The sequence below is a fragment of the Filimonas effusa genome, assembly GCF_004118675.1.
Taxonomy (GTDB): Bacteria; Bacteroidota; Bacteroidia; order Chitinophagales; family Chitinophagaceae; genus Filimonas; species Filimonas effusa.
This window is the reverse complement of record NZ_SDHZ01000003.1, coordinates 304,017-321,716: the sequence shown is the minus strand read 5'-3', so window position 1 is coordinate 321,716 and position 17,700 is coordinate 304,017. Positions and strand designations below refer to the sequence as shown.

The window sequence follows — 17,700 nt, the reverse complement described above, 5'->3', positions numbered from 1 at the left end:
GTTATAGCGGTTTTTTGTTTCGATTTCTACTTTTTTGTTTCAATTGCCGCAGAAAGCCGCAAATGTGGGAAAAATTTCTCTTATCTTGCTTTTAAGCTATCAAACTTTGTCGTCATGAAATATCTCGTTTTGCCTTTACTGGTCTTTTCTGCTATTCGGGGTTACAGCCAGCAATTTTTACAGGCGTCGCCGGCTGCCACGCGTTGGGTAGACAGCACTTTTAAAACCCTGTCGAGGAGTGAAAAGATCGCCCAGTTGATGGTTCTCCGGGTTTCTACCCGTAATGGTCCTAATTCTGTGGCTTTTTATGACGATCGTATAGCTACAGAGATCAAGAAATACAATATTGGTGCACTTTGTCTTTTCCAGGGTAATCCTGTAAAGCAGGCTGAGGTGGTTAACAGGTTACAGGCGTTGGCGCCGGTTCCGCTGATGGTTTGTATTGACGGCGAAACGGGGGTAGGTATGCGTTTCGATAGTATTGTCAAGTTTCCCGACCAGCTTACCCTTGGGGCCATGCAGAACCCGGACCTTGTTTACCGGGTGGGAAAGGCTATTGCCGGGCAGTGCAAGCTGGCGGGCATCCAGGTTAACTATGCGCCGGTAGTGGATATTAATAATAACCCCAATAACCCGGTGATCAATTTCCGTTCATTTGGAGAAGACAAATACAAGGTTGCCTTGTTTGGGACACAGATCACCAAGGGGATGCAGGATGGTGGCATTATGGCCTGCGGTAAACATTTTCCCGGCCATGGCGATGTGGCAGTGGACTCGCACCTGGATCTTCCTGTTATCAACAAATCGCGTGCGCAGCTAGACTCGCTGGAGCTTTATCCTTTTCGCCGGCTTATCAGCGAAGGTGTGGGAAGTATGATGGTTGCGCATCTTTATATTCCTTCCATCGATAATACGCCTAATCGTGCCACTTCTCTTTCTGAAAAGAATGTTACTGGTTTACTGCGTAATGAGTTGCAGTTTAAGGGTATTACATTTACCGATGCCATCGAGATGCAGGGGGTAGCCAAGTATTTTCCTTCGGGTGAGGCTTCTGTGCAATCGCTGATAGCGGGGAATGATATGTTATGCTTACCGAGTGATGTTGGCGGGACTATCAAGAAGGTGAAAAAGGCCATTCGCAGGGGGCGTTTGAGTAAGGCTGCTTTGAATGAGAAGGTACGTAAGGTGTTGCTGGCAAAGTATAACCTTGGCCTCGATACACTGAAGGCTATTGAAACCAATAATATCACAGCGCGTTTGAATGCTGCCGTGCCTGCATTGAAGAAGGAGGTATATGAAAACGCAATTACGCTGTTACGCAATAATAATAAAAGCCTGCTGCCGCTGGCTACGGGCAAGAAGACGGCCTTCGTTGGGATAGGAATAGAAAAAGCCAATGCTTTTGCGAGTCGTTTACAGCAGGTATACCAGGCTGATTGTTTCTTCCTGGGATATAAAGCGGATGCTGCTGCGGCTACTGCGATACTGGAGAAGGTGAAGGTTGGTTATGATGCTGTTATTGTAGGTGTGCATCAGTATACAAAGTATCCTGCGAATAATTTTGGGATCAGCGCTGTTGCGGCGGGCTTGCTACAGCAACTGCAAATGCAGGAGCATACCATTCATTTTGTATTTGGTAATCCATATGCTATTAGAAATAACTGCAGCGCCGGGAACCTGGTTGCCTGTTATGAAGACGACAGCCTGATGCACGAAACTGCTACGGCGTTGCTGCGTGGCACACTTCCGGCGCGTGGCACTTTACCTGTTACGGTATGTGAGGGGCTTAGTTATGGTGCCGGCATTATTGGAAGCGGGGAAGCAGTTGCAGCTACGGGAAGCGGGCCGGCAGCGGGTAATGCAACAACTGGTTTGCCTTCGGTTATAGATGTGCGGACATTAAATAAAATTGATGCTGTTGCTGCGGAGGCCATTGCCAAAGGGGCAACTCCGGGATGCGTAGTGCTGGTTGCGAAAGACGGTAAGGTTGTATTCAACAAGGCTTATGGTCATATGAACTATGATGGTGCGGAACCTGTAACCACGGCAACGGTATATGATCTGGCCTCTGTGACCAAGATCTCTGCTACTACTGTGAGCATCATGAAATTATATGAAGAGGGGAAGATCGATTTAAAAAAGAAGCTGGGTGATTATCTTTCCTGGACCAGGGGTTCTGATAAGGCCGGATTAACGCTGGAGGATGTTTTGCTGCACCAGGCGGGGCTGGTATCGTGGATCCCTTTTTACAGGGAGACCATAGATACGGCTACGGGCAAACCCAAGCCGGGCTTTTATACTTCCAGGGCCGATGCTTCGCATTCTGTTGAGGTTGCGGATCATATGTATATGCGCAACAGCTGGCGCGATACACTGTATCAGCGTATCTTGCAAAGCAAGCTGGGAACACCGGGCAAGTATGTGTACAGTGATAACGATTTCATTTTCCTGGGTAAAATAGTAGAGCAGGTATCGGGGCTGCCGTTAGATGAATATGCCCGTATTCATTTTTATGAGCCGTTGCAAATGGCGACTACCACTTTCAAGCCATTGGAACATATGAACATAGCTGCCATTGCGCCTACTGAAAAGGAAAAATATTTCAGGCTGCAGCTGCTGAGGGGGCATGTTCATGATCCCGGCGCTGCGATGTTTGGGGGAGTTGCGGGACATGCGGGGTTATTCAGTAATGCCGGTGACCTGGCCAAACTTTACCTTATGCTGCTGAACGGTGGGGAGTTGAATGGCAAGCGCTTGCTGAAGAAAGAAACGATAGGCCTGTTTACCGCTTATCACAGTGACAGCAGCAGGAGGGGATTGGGCTTTGATAAACCTGAAAAGGACAATGCGTCGCGTAAGGAGCCTTATCCAACGCTCAGTGCTTCTCCGTCAACCTTCGGCCACACGGGCTTTACAGGCACTTGTGTATGGGCTGATCCGCAGGAGCATCTGCTGTATATTTTCCTGTCGAACAGGGTATGTCCTGAGGGTGGTTCCAATGGCAAACTGGGGCAGCTGAATGTGCGTCCTGCCATTCATGAAATTATTTATAGTGCTCTCCATCATATGTAATATATTCGTCCTAATAACTTTCCAACAGATGAAATCATTAAGAAACACCCTACTACTTACGGCAGCGGCTGTTATGCTTGTATTTGCAGCATGTAAAAAGCCGGTACCAACGCAGACGAAATACATCCCTAAAGATGTTTCTTTTGTATTTGCGGCAAATGTGAAAAACCTCCAGGAAAAGCTGGAGAAAAGTAAGATCAGTATAGACTCGCTGTTTAAAAAGGCGATCGCTGAGAGTAAATCTTCTGCTTCTGAGCTGGCTAAATGGGATGATTTTAAAAATGCGGGTGTCAAGTGGCAGTCTGAGATCTATGTGTATATGCAAAGCAAAGGTGCGATGATCACCGGCAGCAATGCTATTTTTGGTGCTGTTGCTGCTATGGATGATAAGTCGAAGTTCCAGGCTTACCTGAAGAAGCAGGCTCCTGATGCAGAGATCAAAGAAGGTTCGGGCTATTCGTATGCCAATATCAAGGGTGGTTTTTCCATAGGATGGAATAGTGATGTGATTGTAGTAGCCGGTGCTGTTGGTGAAAAATACAGCAACAATGGTACTGTGAATAATGCTGAAGCCCAGATCACTGCTGCGTTCAGCCAGAAAGAAGCCGAATCGGTTGCCGGTATTCCCGAGTTCAGGGAGCTGGCGGGCAAAAAGTCTGATGCGCTGGTATGGTCTAATTCTACGGCTTCACTGGCTGCTATACCTATGATTGGTCTTACCAAAGCTGCTGATCTGTTCAAGGATTGTTATTCTGCAGCTACCCTCAATTTTGAAGATGGTAAAATAACCGGTGAGTCTGCTACCTATATGGGTAAAGCGCTTTCGGATATTGTCAAGAAATATGACATGCCTGAAGTTGATATCAAGGCATTGGAGAAATTCCCTTCGAACAATATAGATGGTTTTATTTCCATGTCGTTCCAGCCAGGCATCCTGGTCGATATTGTCAAATACATGGGTGTTGAAGCTATTGCCAATCAGTACCTGGCTTCTATGGGTTTTTCGCTTGAAGATATTATTAAGGCTTTCAAAGGTGAATTCACCTTTATTGCTTCTGACTTCGCGATTGAGGAAAAGCCAAATGCATTTTTACCGCAGTACAAGACAAAGCAGCCTGTTTTCAAAATGATCGTCAATGCCAAGATGGGCGATAAAGCGGCCTATACCAAAGTAACCAATGCGCTGGCAGCAAAAGGCATCCTGGTACAGCAGGGCAACCAGTATGTACCTGCCATGGCTACAGGAGGTTATCCTGTTACTCTTGATGAAAAGGACCTGTATTTTGCCAGTGATTCGGTGGTTCTGCAGCAGTATAAAGCAGGTGCCGGCAAAGCTGCTATTTCCGATGAAATAAAGAACAAAATCAAAGGCAAGGCATCTGCTGTATATTTCGATTTTTCGAAGATCATAGCAGGCATTCCGGCTGATTCCAGTTATGCTGCTCTGAAAGCAGAGGCTCAGGCTACTTTTAAAGATTTTATTGCTGTTAGTGAACGTAAGTTCGATGGTAAGAAAATAGGCAGCTCTTTTGAATTGCGCACAGGTAATGATAAAGAGAACAGTCTGGCTTCGATCATCAAGTTTGTGCAGAAAGCTGTTGCTGCCGCAGAAACTGAGCGCAAGAGCAGGAATGCGATCCTTGATGAGGAAGTAACGCTGGACAGTTTACCAGCCGGGGATGTTGTTGCACCGCCTTTGTTGGAACAGCCAAATAAATAAGACAAGATAATATAGCCCCGTTCTTCGGGGCTTTTTTACTTTCAGCTTTATGTTATACGGGTTATGCAAATAATATTAAGTAAAGTAATACCCACGCCGCTGCGTGATAAGATGCAACAGCGGGAATCGGAGATCTGGAATAAAGAGCTGGTGTTTGAGCCGGGGCAATGGGTGAAGATAAAGGCGCCCAGCGGCACGGGTAAAACAACTCTTGTTCATATCCTGTATAAGCTACGGCACGATTACTCGGGGAAGGTGCAATGGAATGGCAAGGATCTTACCAGTTGTCCGGCGGCGGAACTTGCTGTCATGCGGCAGTCTTCTATCAGTGTCATATTCCAGGATATGCGGTTGTTTTCCAATCTTACGGCTAGGGAGAACATTGAGCTCAACAGGATATTACCTGTTCATCCGCGGTATGCGGTTGAGAAGATAGATGAAATGGCTGCCAGGCTGCAGGTATCTCATATTCTTGACCAGCGTGCAGGTCTTTGCAGCTATGGCGAACAGCAGCGTATTGCCATTATAAGGGCACTCATACAACCTTTTCAATGGCTTATTATGGACGAGCCTTTCAGTCATCTTGATGAAGAGAATACCCGCAAGGCTGCGGCGCTGATTGCCGAAGAGTGCACGCTCAGGAAAGCAGGTTTCCTGCTTACCGATCTCGATGAAGATGATTACTTTGCTTATACACGGTACCTGGGGTTGTAGAGGAGAGAGAAGGTTAGTTGATTGTTGATGAAGACGCGGCAGGTAGCAGTTAATGGATCTTTTAATTTTTAGTGCAACAGGAGGAACAAATGTTACACAAATTATTACATAAGCTAATAAAAGGCGGTGCGGGCAGAAGCCGCTTTGTAATGGCAGCGGCGGGATTGTCTGTGGCACTGCTGCTTATTCTTGGTGCTGTTCAGTTACAGGTAAATTATAACAGCCTGTTATATGGCAAGAGCAACCAGGATAGTATTGCCAACTTTCTTGTCATTAACAAGGTTGTGAACAATCAAACGCTGGGGGCTACTACACTTTCCACTGCTGAACTTGCCGATTTACGCAGTCAGCCTTTTATTGATGGGGTGGGGCTTTTAACGCCCAGCCGTTTTAAGTTATCGGCGGAGAGTGTAAGCGAGCATATGCCGTTTTATTCCGAATTGTTTTTTGAAAGCGTTCCTGATGAATTCATCGATGTTACCAATGATGCCTGGAGGTGGAATGAACAGTCGCAGTTTATACCGATGATCATTCCCAATATGTTCCTTGACCTGTATAATTTTGGTTTTGCCACATCGCAAAGCCTGCCTCAGCTGACACAGGACCTGGTAAAGAATCTGCCTATCAAGGTAAATGTGAGGACGGGGACGACTGTTGTTTCCTTTTATGCAAAGGTGGTGGGTTTCAGTGATCGTATATCGTCGATACTGGTGCCACAGTCGTTTATGGACTGGGCCAATAACAAGTATGGAAGTGGGTTGCCTGCCCAGACTTCCAGGGTGGTGATCCGCACCCGCGATGCCGGCAACCCGGCTCTTACGGCTTATTTGCGTGCGCATGAGCTTACTACCGATGCCGATAAAACCCGTTTCAGCAAATACCGGCAGATCGTAGATACCGTGGTAAACATTTCGGGCGCCACGGGAATTGTAATGCTGGCGTTTGCGCTGCTGGTTTTCACGCTGTTCATTCAGCTTACGATTGCCTCCTGTAAGGATGAGATCGTTTTACTGGTTACTATTGGAGCGGCGCCGGCTCAATTATATCGTTTCCTGATGCGCCAGTTCTTTCCTTCCAATGTTGTAATTGTGGGTGCGGCGCTGGTGGTGATCACAGTGTTGCAATGGTGGCTTGCGGGTTTCCTTAGTGATAAGAATATGGAGCTTCCTGCTCTTGTGGGATGGCCTACTGTGGTTGCTGCATTGTTGATACTGCTGGTATTGTGGATCGTTAACAGGAGCACTATCCGCAAATACATTTCCATCATGGATAAGAAGGAATCGTGACTACGGTGTGCGTGCAAAAGCTTACCATGGGTATGGACTAAATAAAAGAGGCCGTATCATTGATGTGATACGGCCTCCGGGGCTTGTTAACTGAAGTCTGCGTTTGCGATGTAGACTTTGTTTACAGCCGACGCTCATTTTATGAAGCTAATTTGCGACTACAACCTGAAACCTACGTTAACGCTTAACGTACGGAATTTATTTTTGTCGTTGTTTTCATTTTCAAACTGCTGGTTGATCTTGCTCAAACCCCAGTCGTAGGTTACGCCTACCAGGAAGCGGCCTGCTTCAATACCAGCGGTACCGTTTAAGCCGAATTCAAATCTTTTCAGCCTGTCGAGGCGGGAGTCATCCGGATCGTTTCCGTCGATAGATTCGAATTTGATGTCTTCTTTGGTTGTGGTGGTACTACCCAGCACATTCACTTCCCTGGTTGCTTTACCCCACAGGCCCATAGATACGAAGGGACCTGCTCCGATAAAGAACCGGCTATCGTCGCCCATAGGGATTTTCACTGCAAAGTTTACGGGAACCTGAAGGTAGTAAGGTCTGAACTTGTACTTCACATAGTTCTGGCTATGGTCATTGTCATTTGCATAGCTGTTGGCCTTAGCGCCTTTGCCCTGGAGGAATAAACCTGCCTGCAGGGAGAACATGTCATTTAAGGGTAAATCGCCCAGGAAGCCGGCGTTAAAAGTAGCCAGGTTATTAGAGCTGTTTACGGTACCATCGCCGTTTGTTGAAATGTTTGCCAGGCTAAAGGAACCTCTGAGATAAATACCACCGGGGTTGGTATTAGTAGTAGAAGGAGTTACGCTCTGTGCCCACAATCCTGTACTGCTTATGGCAGCAAACGCTAATAGTGCGAATTTAGTTTTCATAAGTTTTTTCATTTGATTATGAACATCGGAAGTCCAAGACCGTGCCAAATGTTTTAACATTAAAAAAGGAGGCCCCATTGGACCTCCTTTTAATGTATTGATTTTTAACGATCTACATATTTTTTATTCATTTCCCGTGCCTGGGGGTGAATCTTGCTGGGGAGGGCGTTGTTGTGGATTTTGTGGAGGCCTTTGTTGCCCACGTGGGTTGTTCCTGTTTCCCCTGTTGTTACCACGCTGTTCACCTGAAGACTGGTTCTGGTTGCGCTCTGGCTGGTTACTTTGTTCACCCTGGTTACGCTGTTCTGCGCCTTTTTGTTCACTTTTTTGCTGACGTTGTTCACCGCCCTGGCGTTCGCCACCGTTATTTCCGCGCTGGTTGTTACCCTGGTTACGATCGCCCTGCTGGCGTTCGGGTTTGCCGGAGCCGCCCTGGTTACGTTCGGATTGCGCCTGATTTTGGTTGCGTTCTGCCTGGTTACGTTCGTTGCCCTGGCCGCGTTCGTTACCTTGACTGCGTTCGTTACCCTGGTTACGTTCACCCTTCTGGCGTTGCTCATTGGCTTGCCTTGGTTCCGCATTCTGGTTACGGTTACCCTGGTTTTTTTCTCCGCCCTGGTTACGTTCGTTGCCGCGACCCTGTCCGGATTGTTTTTGTTGCGCAGGTTTGGCGTTGCCCTGCTGGCTGCGTTGCTGGTTACGGTTATTATCGCCGTTACCGGAACGTTCGTTGCCTGAGCGGTCGTTGGCGGCGCGTTCGTTTCCTGCTGCGCGGTCGTTACCGCCGGCACGTTGTTGTTTGCCGGCGCCGTTTCCGCGTTGTTCGCGTTCTTTGTTCTTGCGGCGCTGGCTGCCACGTTCGAGGCTGCGGAGGCTTATCTGGCCTACTACATCTACAAACTGCGGTTCTATTTCTTTGGGCTTGGTGCTTATTACTTCAACAGCCTGCAATTCATCTACTTTTTCGCCGCGGGCATTCAATCGTTTGATCTCTATTACGCGGTGAATGGTTAACGGGTATTGCTTATTGCTATCGGGCAGCACGTACCACATCAGGTTTTTGAAGATATCCTTCTTTATGAGGTTGGCTGTACCCCTTGTGGTGCCCAGTGTTTCGGCGTTATCCGGAAACTGTTGTAAGGCATCGAGGTAAGTATCGAGCTCATAGTTGAGGCAACATTTCAGACGGCCGCACTGACCGCTGAGTTTGGTTTGGTTGATGCTCAGGTTCTGGTAACGGGCTGCAGTAGTGGTAACACTTTTGAAGTCGGTTAACCAGGTGCTGCAGCATAATTCGCGGCCGCAGCTTCCGATGCCGCCTACTTTTGCGGCTTCCTGGCGGATACCAATCTGCCTCATTTCCACCTTTATCTTGAATTCGGAGGCAAATATTTTGATCATTTCGCGGAAATCCACACGATCATCGGCGGTATAAAAGAAGGTTGCTTTTTTACCGTCGGCCTGTATTTCCACTTCGCTGAGCTTCATTTGCAGGTTGAGTTGCCGTGCAATTGCACGACTGCGCATTTGTACCTGCTGTTCGCGGCCTTTATGATGCTGGAATAATTCGAGATCCTTATCTGAAGAACGGCGAAGGATCTTTTTCATTTCGGGGTTGAACTCGTCAACGCCTTTTTTCTTGAGCTGCATACGTACCAACTCGCCGGTAAGACTTACTTCTCCTACGTCAAAGCCGCTAACTCCTTCTACACTAACATAGGCGCCTTTTTCGAAATATTGTAAAGTAGGATTACGGTAAAATTCTTTTCGACTACCCTGGTTGAAGCTTACTTCCACGACCTTGCAAGTGCTTTCGGGGTCGTTAAAGGGAAGATTCATCAACCAATCGTGTACGTTCATCCTGTTACAGCTACCGGTATTGCAACCTCCATTGCTTTTACAGCCGCCCGGTTTCCCGGTGCCACATGATCCACATCCCATAATGATATATCGGTCAGTTTAGATGAATAAAGTATATATAGGTACAGGCCTACATATAAATATAATATATATGCGTTTAGGCCTATTCTGCCAAAATTAGGGCTTTATCCTGAATAATATGGTACAGCTTGATTGTGAGCGCGTGGAACAGCATTTTCGCGTTGGCATTGCGTTCTATATAGTAAGCAGCTTTGTCGAGTTCCTCTATCAGCACCTGTTGCTGACTTACCCCTGCTATTTTGTTGAGTCGCTGGGCAAAGTCTTTGTCCTGGTCTGACAGCATCAGCTTTTCCGCTCCCATTACCCTTATTCTTATACTTTGTTCGAGCAGGTGGTTGAAGTAGCGGAGGAACTGCTTTTGTTTTTCGCGGCCCATGCGGCTTACTTCTTCAATCCATTTCACCTGTGCTGCGGGACCTCCTTTCAAGGTGGCGTTGAGCCAGTCGCGCAACAGCGCCTGCCAGTCTTCACCTGCATGCTGGAGCAGTTGCAGGGCCTCGCGGTAATTACCTTCGGCGATGCCTGCTACCTGGCGCGCCTGTTCGGGGGCTGTTCCGTTGCGTTGCATCAGGCCGTTTTCGATGTCGCTGCTTTCCAGCAAAGGCACTTTTACGAGCTGGCAACGGCTCAGGATAGTAGCAAGGATCTGTTCCTCGTTTTCGGCAACAAGTACGAATAAGGTATTAGGTGGCGGTTCTTCAATCAGTTTCAAGAGTTTATTTCCTTCCTTACCCAGGTATTCGGGCATCCACATCACGAGTATTTTGTACTCGCTTTCGAAGCTTTTCAGGCTTAGTTTGCGGAGTATGTCGTTACACTCGTCGGCGGTGATATTACCTTGTTTGTTTTCGGCGCCAATGCTTTGGAGCCAGTCGAATGCATTGCCGTAGGGCTGTTGGCCGAGAAACGAACGCCATTCGGTGGCATAATCACTGCTGACGGGTTTGTCGCCGCTTTTTTTAGGAATAACGGGGTAGGAGAAGTGAATATCGGGATGGATAAGTTGCTTTGCTTTAATGCAGGCCGGGCAAACACCGCAGGCATCTGAGAGGGGTTCTGCCGCTACGGCAGGCGCTTCTGCTTCGCCAAACATGGATAAGCTGGCTTCTGCCGGCGCCTTTGATTTGCCTGAACGCCCGGTACAGGTTACATACTGGGCAAATGCGAGTGCAAGCGGCAATACGCCGCTTCCCTCTTTGCCCAGGAATAACAACGCGTGGCTCAGCCTGTTATGCTGGACTATTTCTGCCAAATGTTGTTTAACCTCGTGCTGACCTATAACATCTTGAAATTGCACAAACTCTATATTATTCAGTGAAAACCTTCTTTCCGGCCTCTAGTTCAATAATTTGGTGAGCTCCGGGCTTTCCGGCGTCACTTTGCTTTCAAAATGCGCTACCAGTTTACCGTTCTCATCGATCAGGAACTTGTTGAAATTCCAGCCAATGGTTGCATCGAGTACGCCGTTCTGCGACTTTTGGGTCAGGTATTGGTAAATAGGAGTGGCCTTTTCACCTTTAACGTCTACACGGGTCGTGAGCGGGAAGGTTACCCCGTAATTCTTTTCACAGAAAGAAGCGATCTCGCTGTCTTCCTGGTATTCCTGTCCGCCGAAATTGTCGGAGGGGAAACCTACGATCACGAGTTTGTCTTTGTGTGACTGGTATAATGCTTCCAGCCCTTTGTATTGTTTCGTATAACCGCATTTTGAGGCGGTATTTACGATCAGGATCTTTTTGCCTTTAAAGGCTTTAAAGTCGATGGTAGTGCCATCCAGCGCCTGTATTTTGAAGTCGTAGATCGACTTAGGCGGCCTGGGCCTTGCAAAAACGGCTGTCACCGCTATAATGCACATCAGGCAGAATATAGCATATTTGGTCATGGTAGTCTTTTTTTAGATGATCCCAAAATTCAGCAATAATTACCTATAAAAAAAGAAACTCTTGTTAAAGCGGGTTTCAGAGCAATGTATAGGCCACGCTGGTAATATTAAGAGACGCTGGTTTGGCGTTGAGTAGGGCCTGTCCGCAGGCTTCGAGGGTGGCGCCTGTAGTAATGATATCATCTACCAGCAGCAGGTGTTTCTGATGCAGCACTTCCGGCGTTGTAAGGCTGAAGGTATTTTGCAGGATGTTCATCCTTTCTGTACGTCCCTTGTGGGTTTGAGTGGCTGTGGAGGCTTGTTTTACGAGTACGCCATCGACAACGGGCACCTGCAACACATTACTAATCCCTTTTGCCAGCAGGAAGGCCTGGTTGTAGCCCCTTTGCTGTTGTTTTCGTTTATGCAGTGGTACCGGTATGATGGCGTTTATGTGGTTAAATCTTTCCGATTGCAGCATTGCGCTGCCCAGTATTTGACCCATCCAGCGTCCTGCTTCCTGATTTCCCTGGTATTTCACTGCCTGCATCAGATGCTGGACAATGGAAGGGCGGGTGAAGTATAAAAGACTGCCTGCTGCTTTTACGGGAATCCTACCATAAAAGACCTTTTCAACGGGGTTACCCTCATGTTGCAGGAAGCCTGTATAGGGCAGCATTGCCATACATTCTGCGCATATTACGTCGTGTTGCTGCAACTGATCGTTGCCGCAGCCTGCGCAAACGTGCGGGAAGAACAGGTGCAGAAATGCGCTCAGCCACATGGGGAACAGATGGCAGGTAGTACAGGACGATAAGATGAATTCATGGTTATGGGTTTAACGCTGTAAGTTACTTCGCAGGTTGATTAAACGGCGGGATCACTAAAACAGCAGCTGGTACACTTCATCTACTCTGCCAAGTGCTACTACTTCTATAGAGAACTGTTTGTTGTCGAAGCCTTTTTTGTTGTGGCGGGAAACGACGATCTTTTCGAACCCGAGTTTTTCGGCTTCGGCGATGCGTTGTTCAACGCGGTTGACGGCGCGTATTTCGCCGTTGAGACCTACTTCGCCGGCAAAGCAGATGTGCTGGGGAACGGGAATGTCTTCGTAAGAAGATAGGAGGGCGCAAATAACGGCCAGGTCTATAGAAGGGTCTTCTACCTTGAGGCCGCCGGCGATGTTCAGGAAAACGTCTTTGAGACCAAACTGGAAGCCGCCGCGTTTTTCCAGTACGGCCAGGAGCAGTTGCAGTCGGCGCAGGTCGAAGCCACTTACGGTACGCTGTGGCGTGCCATAAACGCTGGGTGTAACCAGTGCCTGTACTTCTATAAGCAGGGGGCGGAGGCCTTCAATAGTAGCGGCGATGGCGCCACCGCTAAGCTGCTCTTCTTTGTGGGTTAACAGTATTTCGGAAGGATTGATCACCGAGCGCATACCTTCGGTGGTCATTTCATAAATACCCAGTTCGGCGGTACTGCCGAACCTGTTCTTGAGCGTACGCAGGATACGATAGGTATAGTTACGCTCGCCTTCGAATTGAAGTACAGTGTCGACCATATGCTCCAGTATTTTGGGGCCGGCGATGCTACCGTCTTTGGTAATATGACCTATGAGAAATACAGGAGTGTTGGTTTCCTTGGCAAAACGTTGCAGTTCGGCTGCGCATTCTCTTATCTGGGAAACACTGCCCGGGGAAGATTCAATAAAGCTGGACTGTAACGTTTGTATGGAATCGACAACCACCAGTTGCGGTTTCAGCTTTTTTATCTCCTGGAAGATGATATTAGTGGCTGTTTCGGTAAGGAGGTAAAAATTAGGGTTGCTGATGTTTAAACGGGTGGCGCGCATTTTAATCTGCTGTTCGCTTTCTTCTCCGCTTACATAGAGGGTCACGATGTCTTTCAGTTGTAAGGCACTTTGAAGGAACAGGGTGCTTTTGCCGATGCCTGGTTCGCCGGCTACCAGTACAATGCTGCCTGGCACAATGCCGCCTCCGAGTACGCGATTTAATTCTGAGTCGGCGGTTACGAGGCGGCGCTCTTCGGTACTGCTTACTTCATCCAATGCAACAGTTCGTGAGCCGCGTTTATTATCGGAGTAGTTCTTCCATCCGTCGTCTGACCTGGAACTGCCTTTGTCCAATACTTCTTCTACGAATGTGTTCCACTGGCTGCAGGAAGGACATTTTCCCAGCCATTTGGGGCTTTCATAACCGCAATTACTACAAAAAAAGGCTGTTTTTATCTTACTCATCCTGTTTAAACTTTTAGCCGCTCCTCTTTATCAAGGTCACCGGAATTCATAAAAAAAGGGTCAGCATCCCTGCCGACCCTTTTACTTACTAACCCATTAAATTCTGCCACTAAATTACAATAATGGGCTACAATTCAAAATTATTTTTTACCCATGTTGAAAACTTTTAAATCGCTAAAACCCGCGCCGGGATGGCATAATGACACATCGGCAGTAAAGCTGTCAGGCTAATTAACCGTAGTTTTTGGGGCAAGTGGCCGGTTGCCGGCGAGGCGGGTAAAAAGGGCTAAAAGGGCGTTCTCATAACCAATTGAGAAACAGGGGAAGTAGAGGTTTTTTCAGGAAAACGTGGAAAAAAGGTGCAAAAAATCGCATAATTCCTACTTTTGCAGTCGCCAATTTTTTATGGTTGCTTAACTAATAGTTGTTAATGTAACCATTTGGCAGCCTTTCGGGGCAGTATATACATGAGAAAACCCCTGTCGTTTCCGGCAGGGGCTTTTTATTTCAGTTGGTTGTAACAGTTTATTTGCTCAGGTGCATACTTCTTTCTTTGTAGAGCGTGCGGAAGTAAGGGTCTCTGAGGTCCTTAATGAAGCGGATAGCTTCTCCGGTGCTTTTCATTTCAGGTCCCAGTTCTTTATTTACACCCGGGAACTTATCGAAGCTGAACACTGGTTCTTTTATTGCGTAACCTTTCAGTTGTTTTTTCATTTCAAAGTCTTTCAGGGTAGCGGCGCCGAGCATTACTTTGGTAGCGATGTTCAGGTAAGGGATACCGTAAGCTTTTGCGATGAAAGGAGTAGTTCTTGATGCGCGCGGGTTAGCCTCAATAACGTACACTTTGCCGTCTTTGATGGCAAACTGGATATTGATGAGGCCGCGGATATCGAGGGCGCGGGCAATCTTTTCTGCATAGTATTCCATGGTGGTAATTACCATGGGGGTGAGGTTAAAGGCGGGTAGAACCGCGTTGCTGTCACCGCTGTGAATACCTGCCGGTTCAATATGCTCCATTACTCCCATTACGTGGAAGTTGGTACCGTCGAAGATGCCGTCTATTTCTGCTTCCTGGCAGCGATCGAGGAAGTGGTCGATCAGGATCTTATTGTCCGGAATATGTTTCAGCAGGCTGATGACTGCTTTTTCAACTTCTTCGTCATTGATAACGATACGCATACGCTGGCCGCCTAATACATAGGAGGGGCGAACGAGTACGGGGTAACCTACTTTGTTAGCCACTTCAATGGCTTCTTCAGCGGTGAAGGCGGTACCATACTGTGGGTAAGCGATCTCCAGCTCTTTCAGCAGGTCGCTGAAACGGCCGCGGTCTTCGGCGATATCCATGCTATCGAACGAAGTACCGATGATCTTGATACCTTTTTCGTGGAGGCGTTTTGCGAGTTTCAACGCTGTTTGTCCTCCCAGCTGTACGATAACGCCTTCGGGTTGTTCCAGTTCAATGATTTCCCAGAGATGTTCCCAGAATACGGGTTCGAAATACAATTTATCCGCGATATCGAAATCGGTAGATACTGTTTCCGGGTTACAGTTGACCATGATGGCTTCGTAGCCACATTCTTTAATGGCCAGGAGGCCATGCACACAACAATAGTCAAACTCGATACCCTGACCAATTCTATTAGGGCCACTGCCTAAAACAATGATCTTTTTCTTAGCGGACGGATTAGATTCGTTGGAGGAAAGTGTCTTGCTCATTTCTTGAAAGATTGCGCGAAATTAGGGTTTTTCCTTCAGTCGTGGCCAATTCAGTTTTGGCAGCGTGGATTTTTATGGGAGGAGGTTGGGCGGGTGGTACACTTATGCGTATAAAAGGCCATATGAATGATAGCGGAGATCAGACATAGAACACGGGATTTTTTGGAAGCAATCGTGGACGTGGGATGGTATCGCGTTGGATACAACCTTTAGTACCACCAGAATGAACATACTGATGATACTATTGGTGGTACTGAAGGTTCCATTGATCAAGATAATGGAACAATACTTATAACGGTCGGGGATCTATTTGATCTCTTCTACTAATGCGTTTATTTGTTCTAACACGGGATAATGGATGTAGTAGTTGAAAGACCGGCCTTCGCGATCTGCAGAAACAAGTCCCACGTTTTTCAGAATGGTCAGGTGCTGGGAAACAACAGCTGGTTCAAGATTTACTTTGGCAGTAAGGTCTTTCACGAGAATTGTTTTTTTCTTATCAATCAGTTTGAGCATTTTCTGTCTAACAGGATGAGATACGGCACGTAACAGCAGTAGTGTACGCCTGAGGGCGGGTTTGTTGAATTCTACTGGTTTAGTGCTCGCTGTACTTGATTTGCTGATTGCCTTTTTTGCCATGCTACTTAGTTTTAAAAAACTGACACAATTAATATCGGGGAAGAGTGTACGGGGTTGAAAGCAACCCGCCGGCAAACCCCGACGGGTTAATAATCTTTTCGGAAAGTACAGTAATTGTACGGTACTTATATTTTAGATGACAGCTCTTTACCTGCTTTAAATTTAGCTACTTTTTTAGCTTTGATTTTGATAGTGGCTCCTGTCTGTGGATTACGTCCGGTGCGGGCAGCTCTTTTAGAAACAGAGAAGGTACCAAAGCCTACGAGAGTTACTTTATCTCCTTTCTTCAACGTTTTAGCTACTGCTTCTGTAAATGAATCCAGTGCAGCACCAGCTTGTTTCTTAGAAATACCTGCGTCGCCTGCGATCTTTTCAATCAGTTCTCCTTTGTTCATAATTATATTTTTGTTGGGTTAACAATTAACCAAAGATAAGGCTTGAACCTATATGGCTGTTACTTCTTAGCCTTTTACTAGTTAATAATTTCACTGTTTTTCCCTCTTACAGCAATTATTTAACGTTATTGTGCAATAAATGCTTACAGATGTTGCTTGTTATGAAAGGTCCTTCATATATGAAGCCCGTCCATACCTGTACTAATTCGGCACCTGCGTCGAGTTTTTCTTTTGCATCGTTTCCCGTAAAAATACCGCCGCTGGCAATGATGGGAATGTTGCTGCCAATAGAACGGTGTAAATAAGACACGATCTCTGTAGCCCTTGCTGTTAAAGGCTTTCCGCTTAATCCGCCTGCTCCTGCCGCTGCTGATTTCTGTTGTGATGGTGCAGTAAGCCCTTCCCTGCTAATGGTTGTATTCGTTGCTACGAGGCCACTCAGCGGTATTTCTGTTGCCAGCGAAGCAATATCAGCAAGTTGTCCTTCGGTTAAATCGGGCGCTATTTTCAGCAATAATGGCTTGGGGTTATTCTTCCCCTGGTTAATTTCCTGTAATTGCGACAGGATCTTGCGCAGCGCCTCTTTTTCCTGCAATTCCCTTAATCCGGGAGTATTGGGTGAGCTTACATTCACTACAAAGTAATCTACCACATCAAATAACCTGCGGAAGCATATTTCATAATCACGCCATGCTTCCTCATTTGCGGTAACCTTGTTTTTGCCAATGTTTCCTCCAATGATCATGGACGAACTACCTGCTTTTGAGGATAAACGTTTTTCGAGCTTTTGCGCTATGGCTTCTACGCCATCATTATTAAAGCCCATACGGTTGATCAATGCTTTGTCGGCAGGCAGGCGGAACAGACGTGGCTGTTCGTTTCCGGGTTGTGCTTTTGGCGTTATGGTTCCTATTTCCACGAACCCGAAACCCAGCGTCTCCAACTCCTTAAGATAAGAGGCGTTTTTGTCGAAACCGGCACCCAAACCAACAGGATTCCTGAACCTGAGTCCGAAAACTTCTTTTTCCAGTCGCTTATCTGTTACTGTCAGCATTTGACGCATGGCCGAACGAACCGGACCTATGCTACAGGCTGTATGTAACATGCTCATGGAAACATGATGCGCTTTCTCCGGCGATAACTTGAACAACATTTGTCTTAAGAGTGGGTATATCATGGCGCGAAGATAAAGCGTCTGTTAAATTAACCGGCCAC

General features: G+C 47.1%; 14 protein-coding genes. 4 read left to right on the top strand and 10 right to left on the bottom strand.

The features are described from left to right. The first annotated feature begins 114 nt into the window (after nt 1–114). The 4 genes from ESB13_RS19235 (at nt 115) to ESB13_RS19220 (ending at nt 6,792) form a co-directional block, all read left to right on the top strand. Entirely contained in the window at nt 115–3,072 is a 2,958-nt protein-coding gene (locus tag ESB13_RS19235; protein ID WP_129005311.1) for a glycoside hydrolase family 3 N-terminal domain-containing protein, read from the top strand. A gap of 28 nt (nt 3,073–3,100) precedes the next feature. Next, nucleotides 3,101–4,792 carry a DUF4836 family protein gene (locus ESB13_RS19230; protein ID WP_164974280.1) on the top strand — a complete coding sequence of 564 codons (1,692 nt, stop codon included), beginning with the start codon at nt 3,101–3,103 and terminating at the stop codon, nt 4,790–4,792. A gap of 63 nt (nt 4,793–4,855) precedes the next feature. Then, on the top strand, nt 4,856–5,506 hold the full coding sequence (locus ESB13_RS19225; RefSeq protein WP_129005309.1) for an ATP-binding cassette domain-containing protein: 651 nt from the start codon (nt 4,856–4,858) through the stop codon (nt 5,504–5,506). 89 nt (nt 5,507–5,595) lie between these two features. Next, nucleotides 5,596–6,792, top strand: a complete 1,197-nt coding sequence (locus ESB13_RS19220) for an FtsX-like permease family protein (protein WP_129005308.1) — start codon at nt 5,596–5,598, stop codon at nt 6,790–6,792. A 158-nt stretch (nt 6,793–6,950) separates the two neighbouring features. Here ESB13_RS19220 and ESB13_RS19215 read toward each other — a convergent pair whose 3' ends face one another. The 10 genes from ESB13_RS19215 to ESB13_RS19170 form a co-directional block, all read right to left on the bottom strand. Then, the gene (locus tag ESB13_RS19215; protein ID WP_164974279.1) at nt 6,951–7,673 is read right to left on the bottom strand and encodes a porin family protein; all 723 of its coding nucleotides are present in this window, start codon (nt 7,671–7,673) and stop codon (nt 6,951–6,953) included. Nucleotides 7,674–7,796: 123 nt separating this feature from the next. After that, a complete protein-coding gene (gene ricT / locus ESB13_RS19210) occupies nt 7,797–9,533 on the bottom strand; it encodes a regulatory iron-sulfur-containing complex subunit RicT (RefSeq protein WP_246022632.1) in 1,737 nt (578 codons plus the stop codon). 163 nt (nt 9,534–9,696) lie between these two features. Continuing rightward, a complete protein-coding gene (locus ESB13_RS19205) occupies nt 9,697–10,911 on the bottom strand; it encodes a DNA polymerase III subunit (RefSeq protein WP_129005305.1) in 1,215 nt (404 codons plus the stop codon). A 39-nt stretch (nt 10,912–10,950) separates the two neighbouring features. After that, a complete protein-coding gene (locus tag ESB13_RS19200; RefSeq protein ID WP_129005304.1) occupies nt 10,951–11,496 on the bottom strand; it encodes a glutathione peroxidase in 546 nt (181 codons plus the stop codon). Between the two features lie 76 nt (nt 11,497–11,572). After that, a complete protein-coding gene (locus ESB13_RS19195; RefSeq protein ID WP_129005303.1) occupies nt 11,573–12,259 on the bottom strand; it encodes a ComF family protein in 687 nt (228 codons plus the stop codon). Nucleotides 12,260–12,358: 99 nt separating this feature from the next. Beyond that, nucleotides 12,359–13,732: a DNA repair protein RadA gene (gene radA, locus ESB13_RS19190; protein WP_129005302.1), complete on the bottom strand. Its 1,374-nt coding sequence runs from the start codon at nt 13,730–13,732 to the stop codon at nt 12,359–12,361. 525 nt (nt 13,733–14,257) lie between these two features. Then, nucleotides 14,258–15,451 (bottom strand): carbamoyl phosphate synthase preATP-grasp domain-containing protein, encoded by a 1,194-nt coding sequence (locus ESB13_RS19185; protein ID WP_129005301.1) that lies wholly within the window; start codon nt 15,449–15,451, stop codon nt 14,258–14,260. A gap of 306 nt (nt 15,452–15,757) precedes the next feature. After that, nucleotides 15,758–16,090, bottom strand: a complete 333-nt coding sequence (locus ESB13_RS19180; protein WP_129005300.1) for an ArsR/SmtB family transcription factor — start codon at nt 16,088–16,090, stop codon at nt 15,758–15,760. Nucleotides 16,091–16,215: 125 nt separating this feature from the next. Next, nucleotides 16,216–16,485 carry an HU family DNA-binding protein gene (locus ESB13_RS19175; RefSeq protein WP_129005299.1) on the bottom strand — a complete coding sequence of 90 codons (270 nt, stop codon included), beginning with the start codon at nt 16,483–16,485 and terminating at the stop codon, nt 16,216–16,218. Nucleotides 16,486–16,600: 115 nt separating this feature from the next. Beyond that, nucleotides 16,601–17,662 (bottom strand): quinone-dependent dihydroorotate dehydrogenase, encoded by a 1,062-nt coding sequence (locus tag ESB13_RS19170; protein ID WP_246022631.1) that lies wholly within the window; start codon nt 17,660–17,662, stop codon nt 16,601–16,603. Nucleotides 17,663–17,700 lie beyond the last annotated feature (38 nt).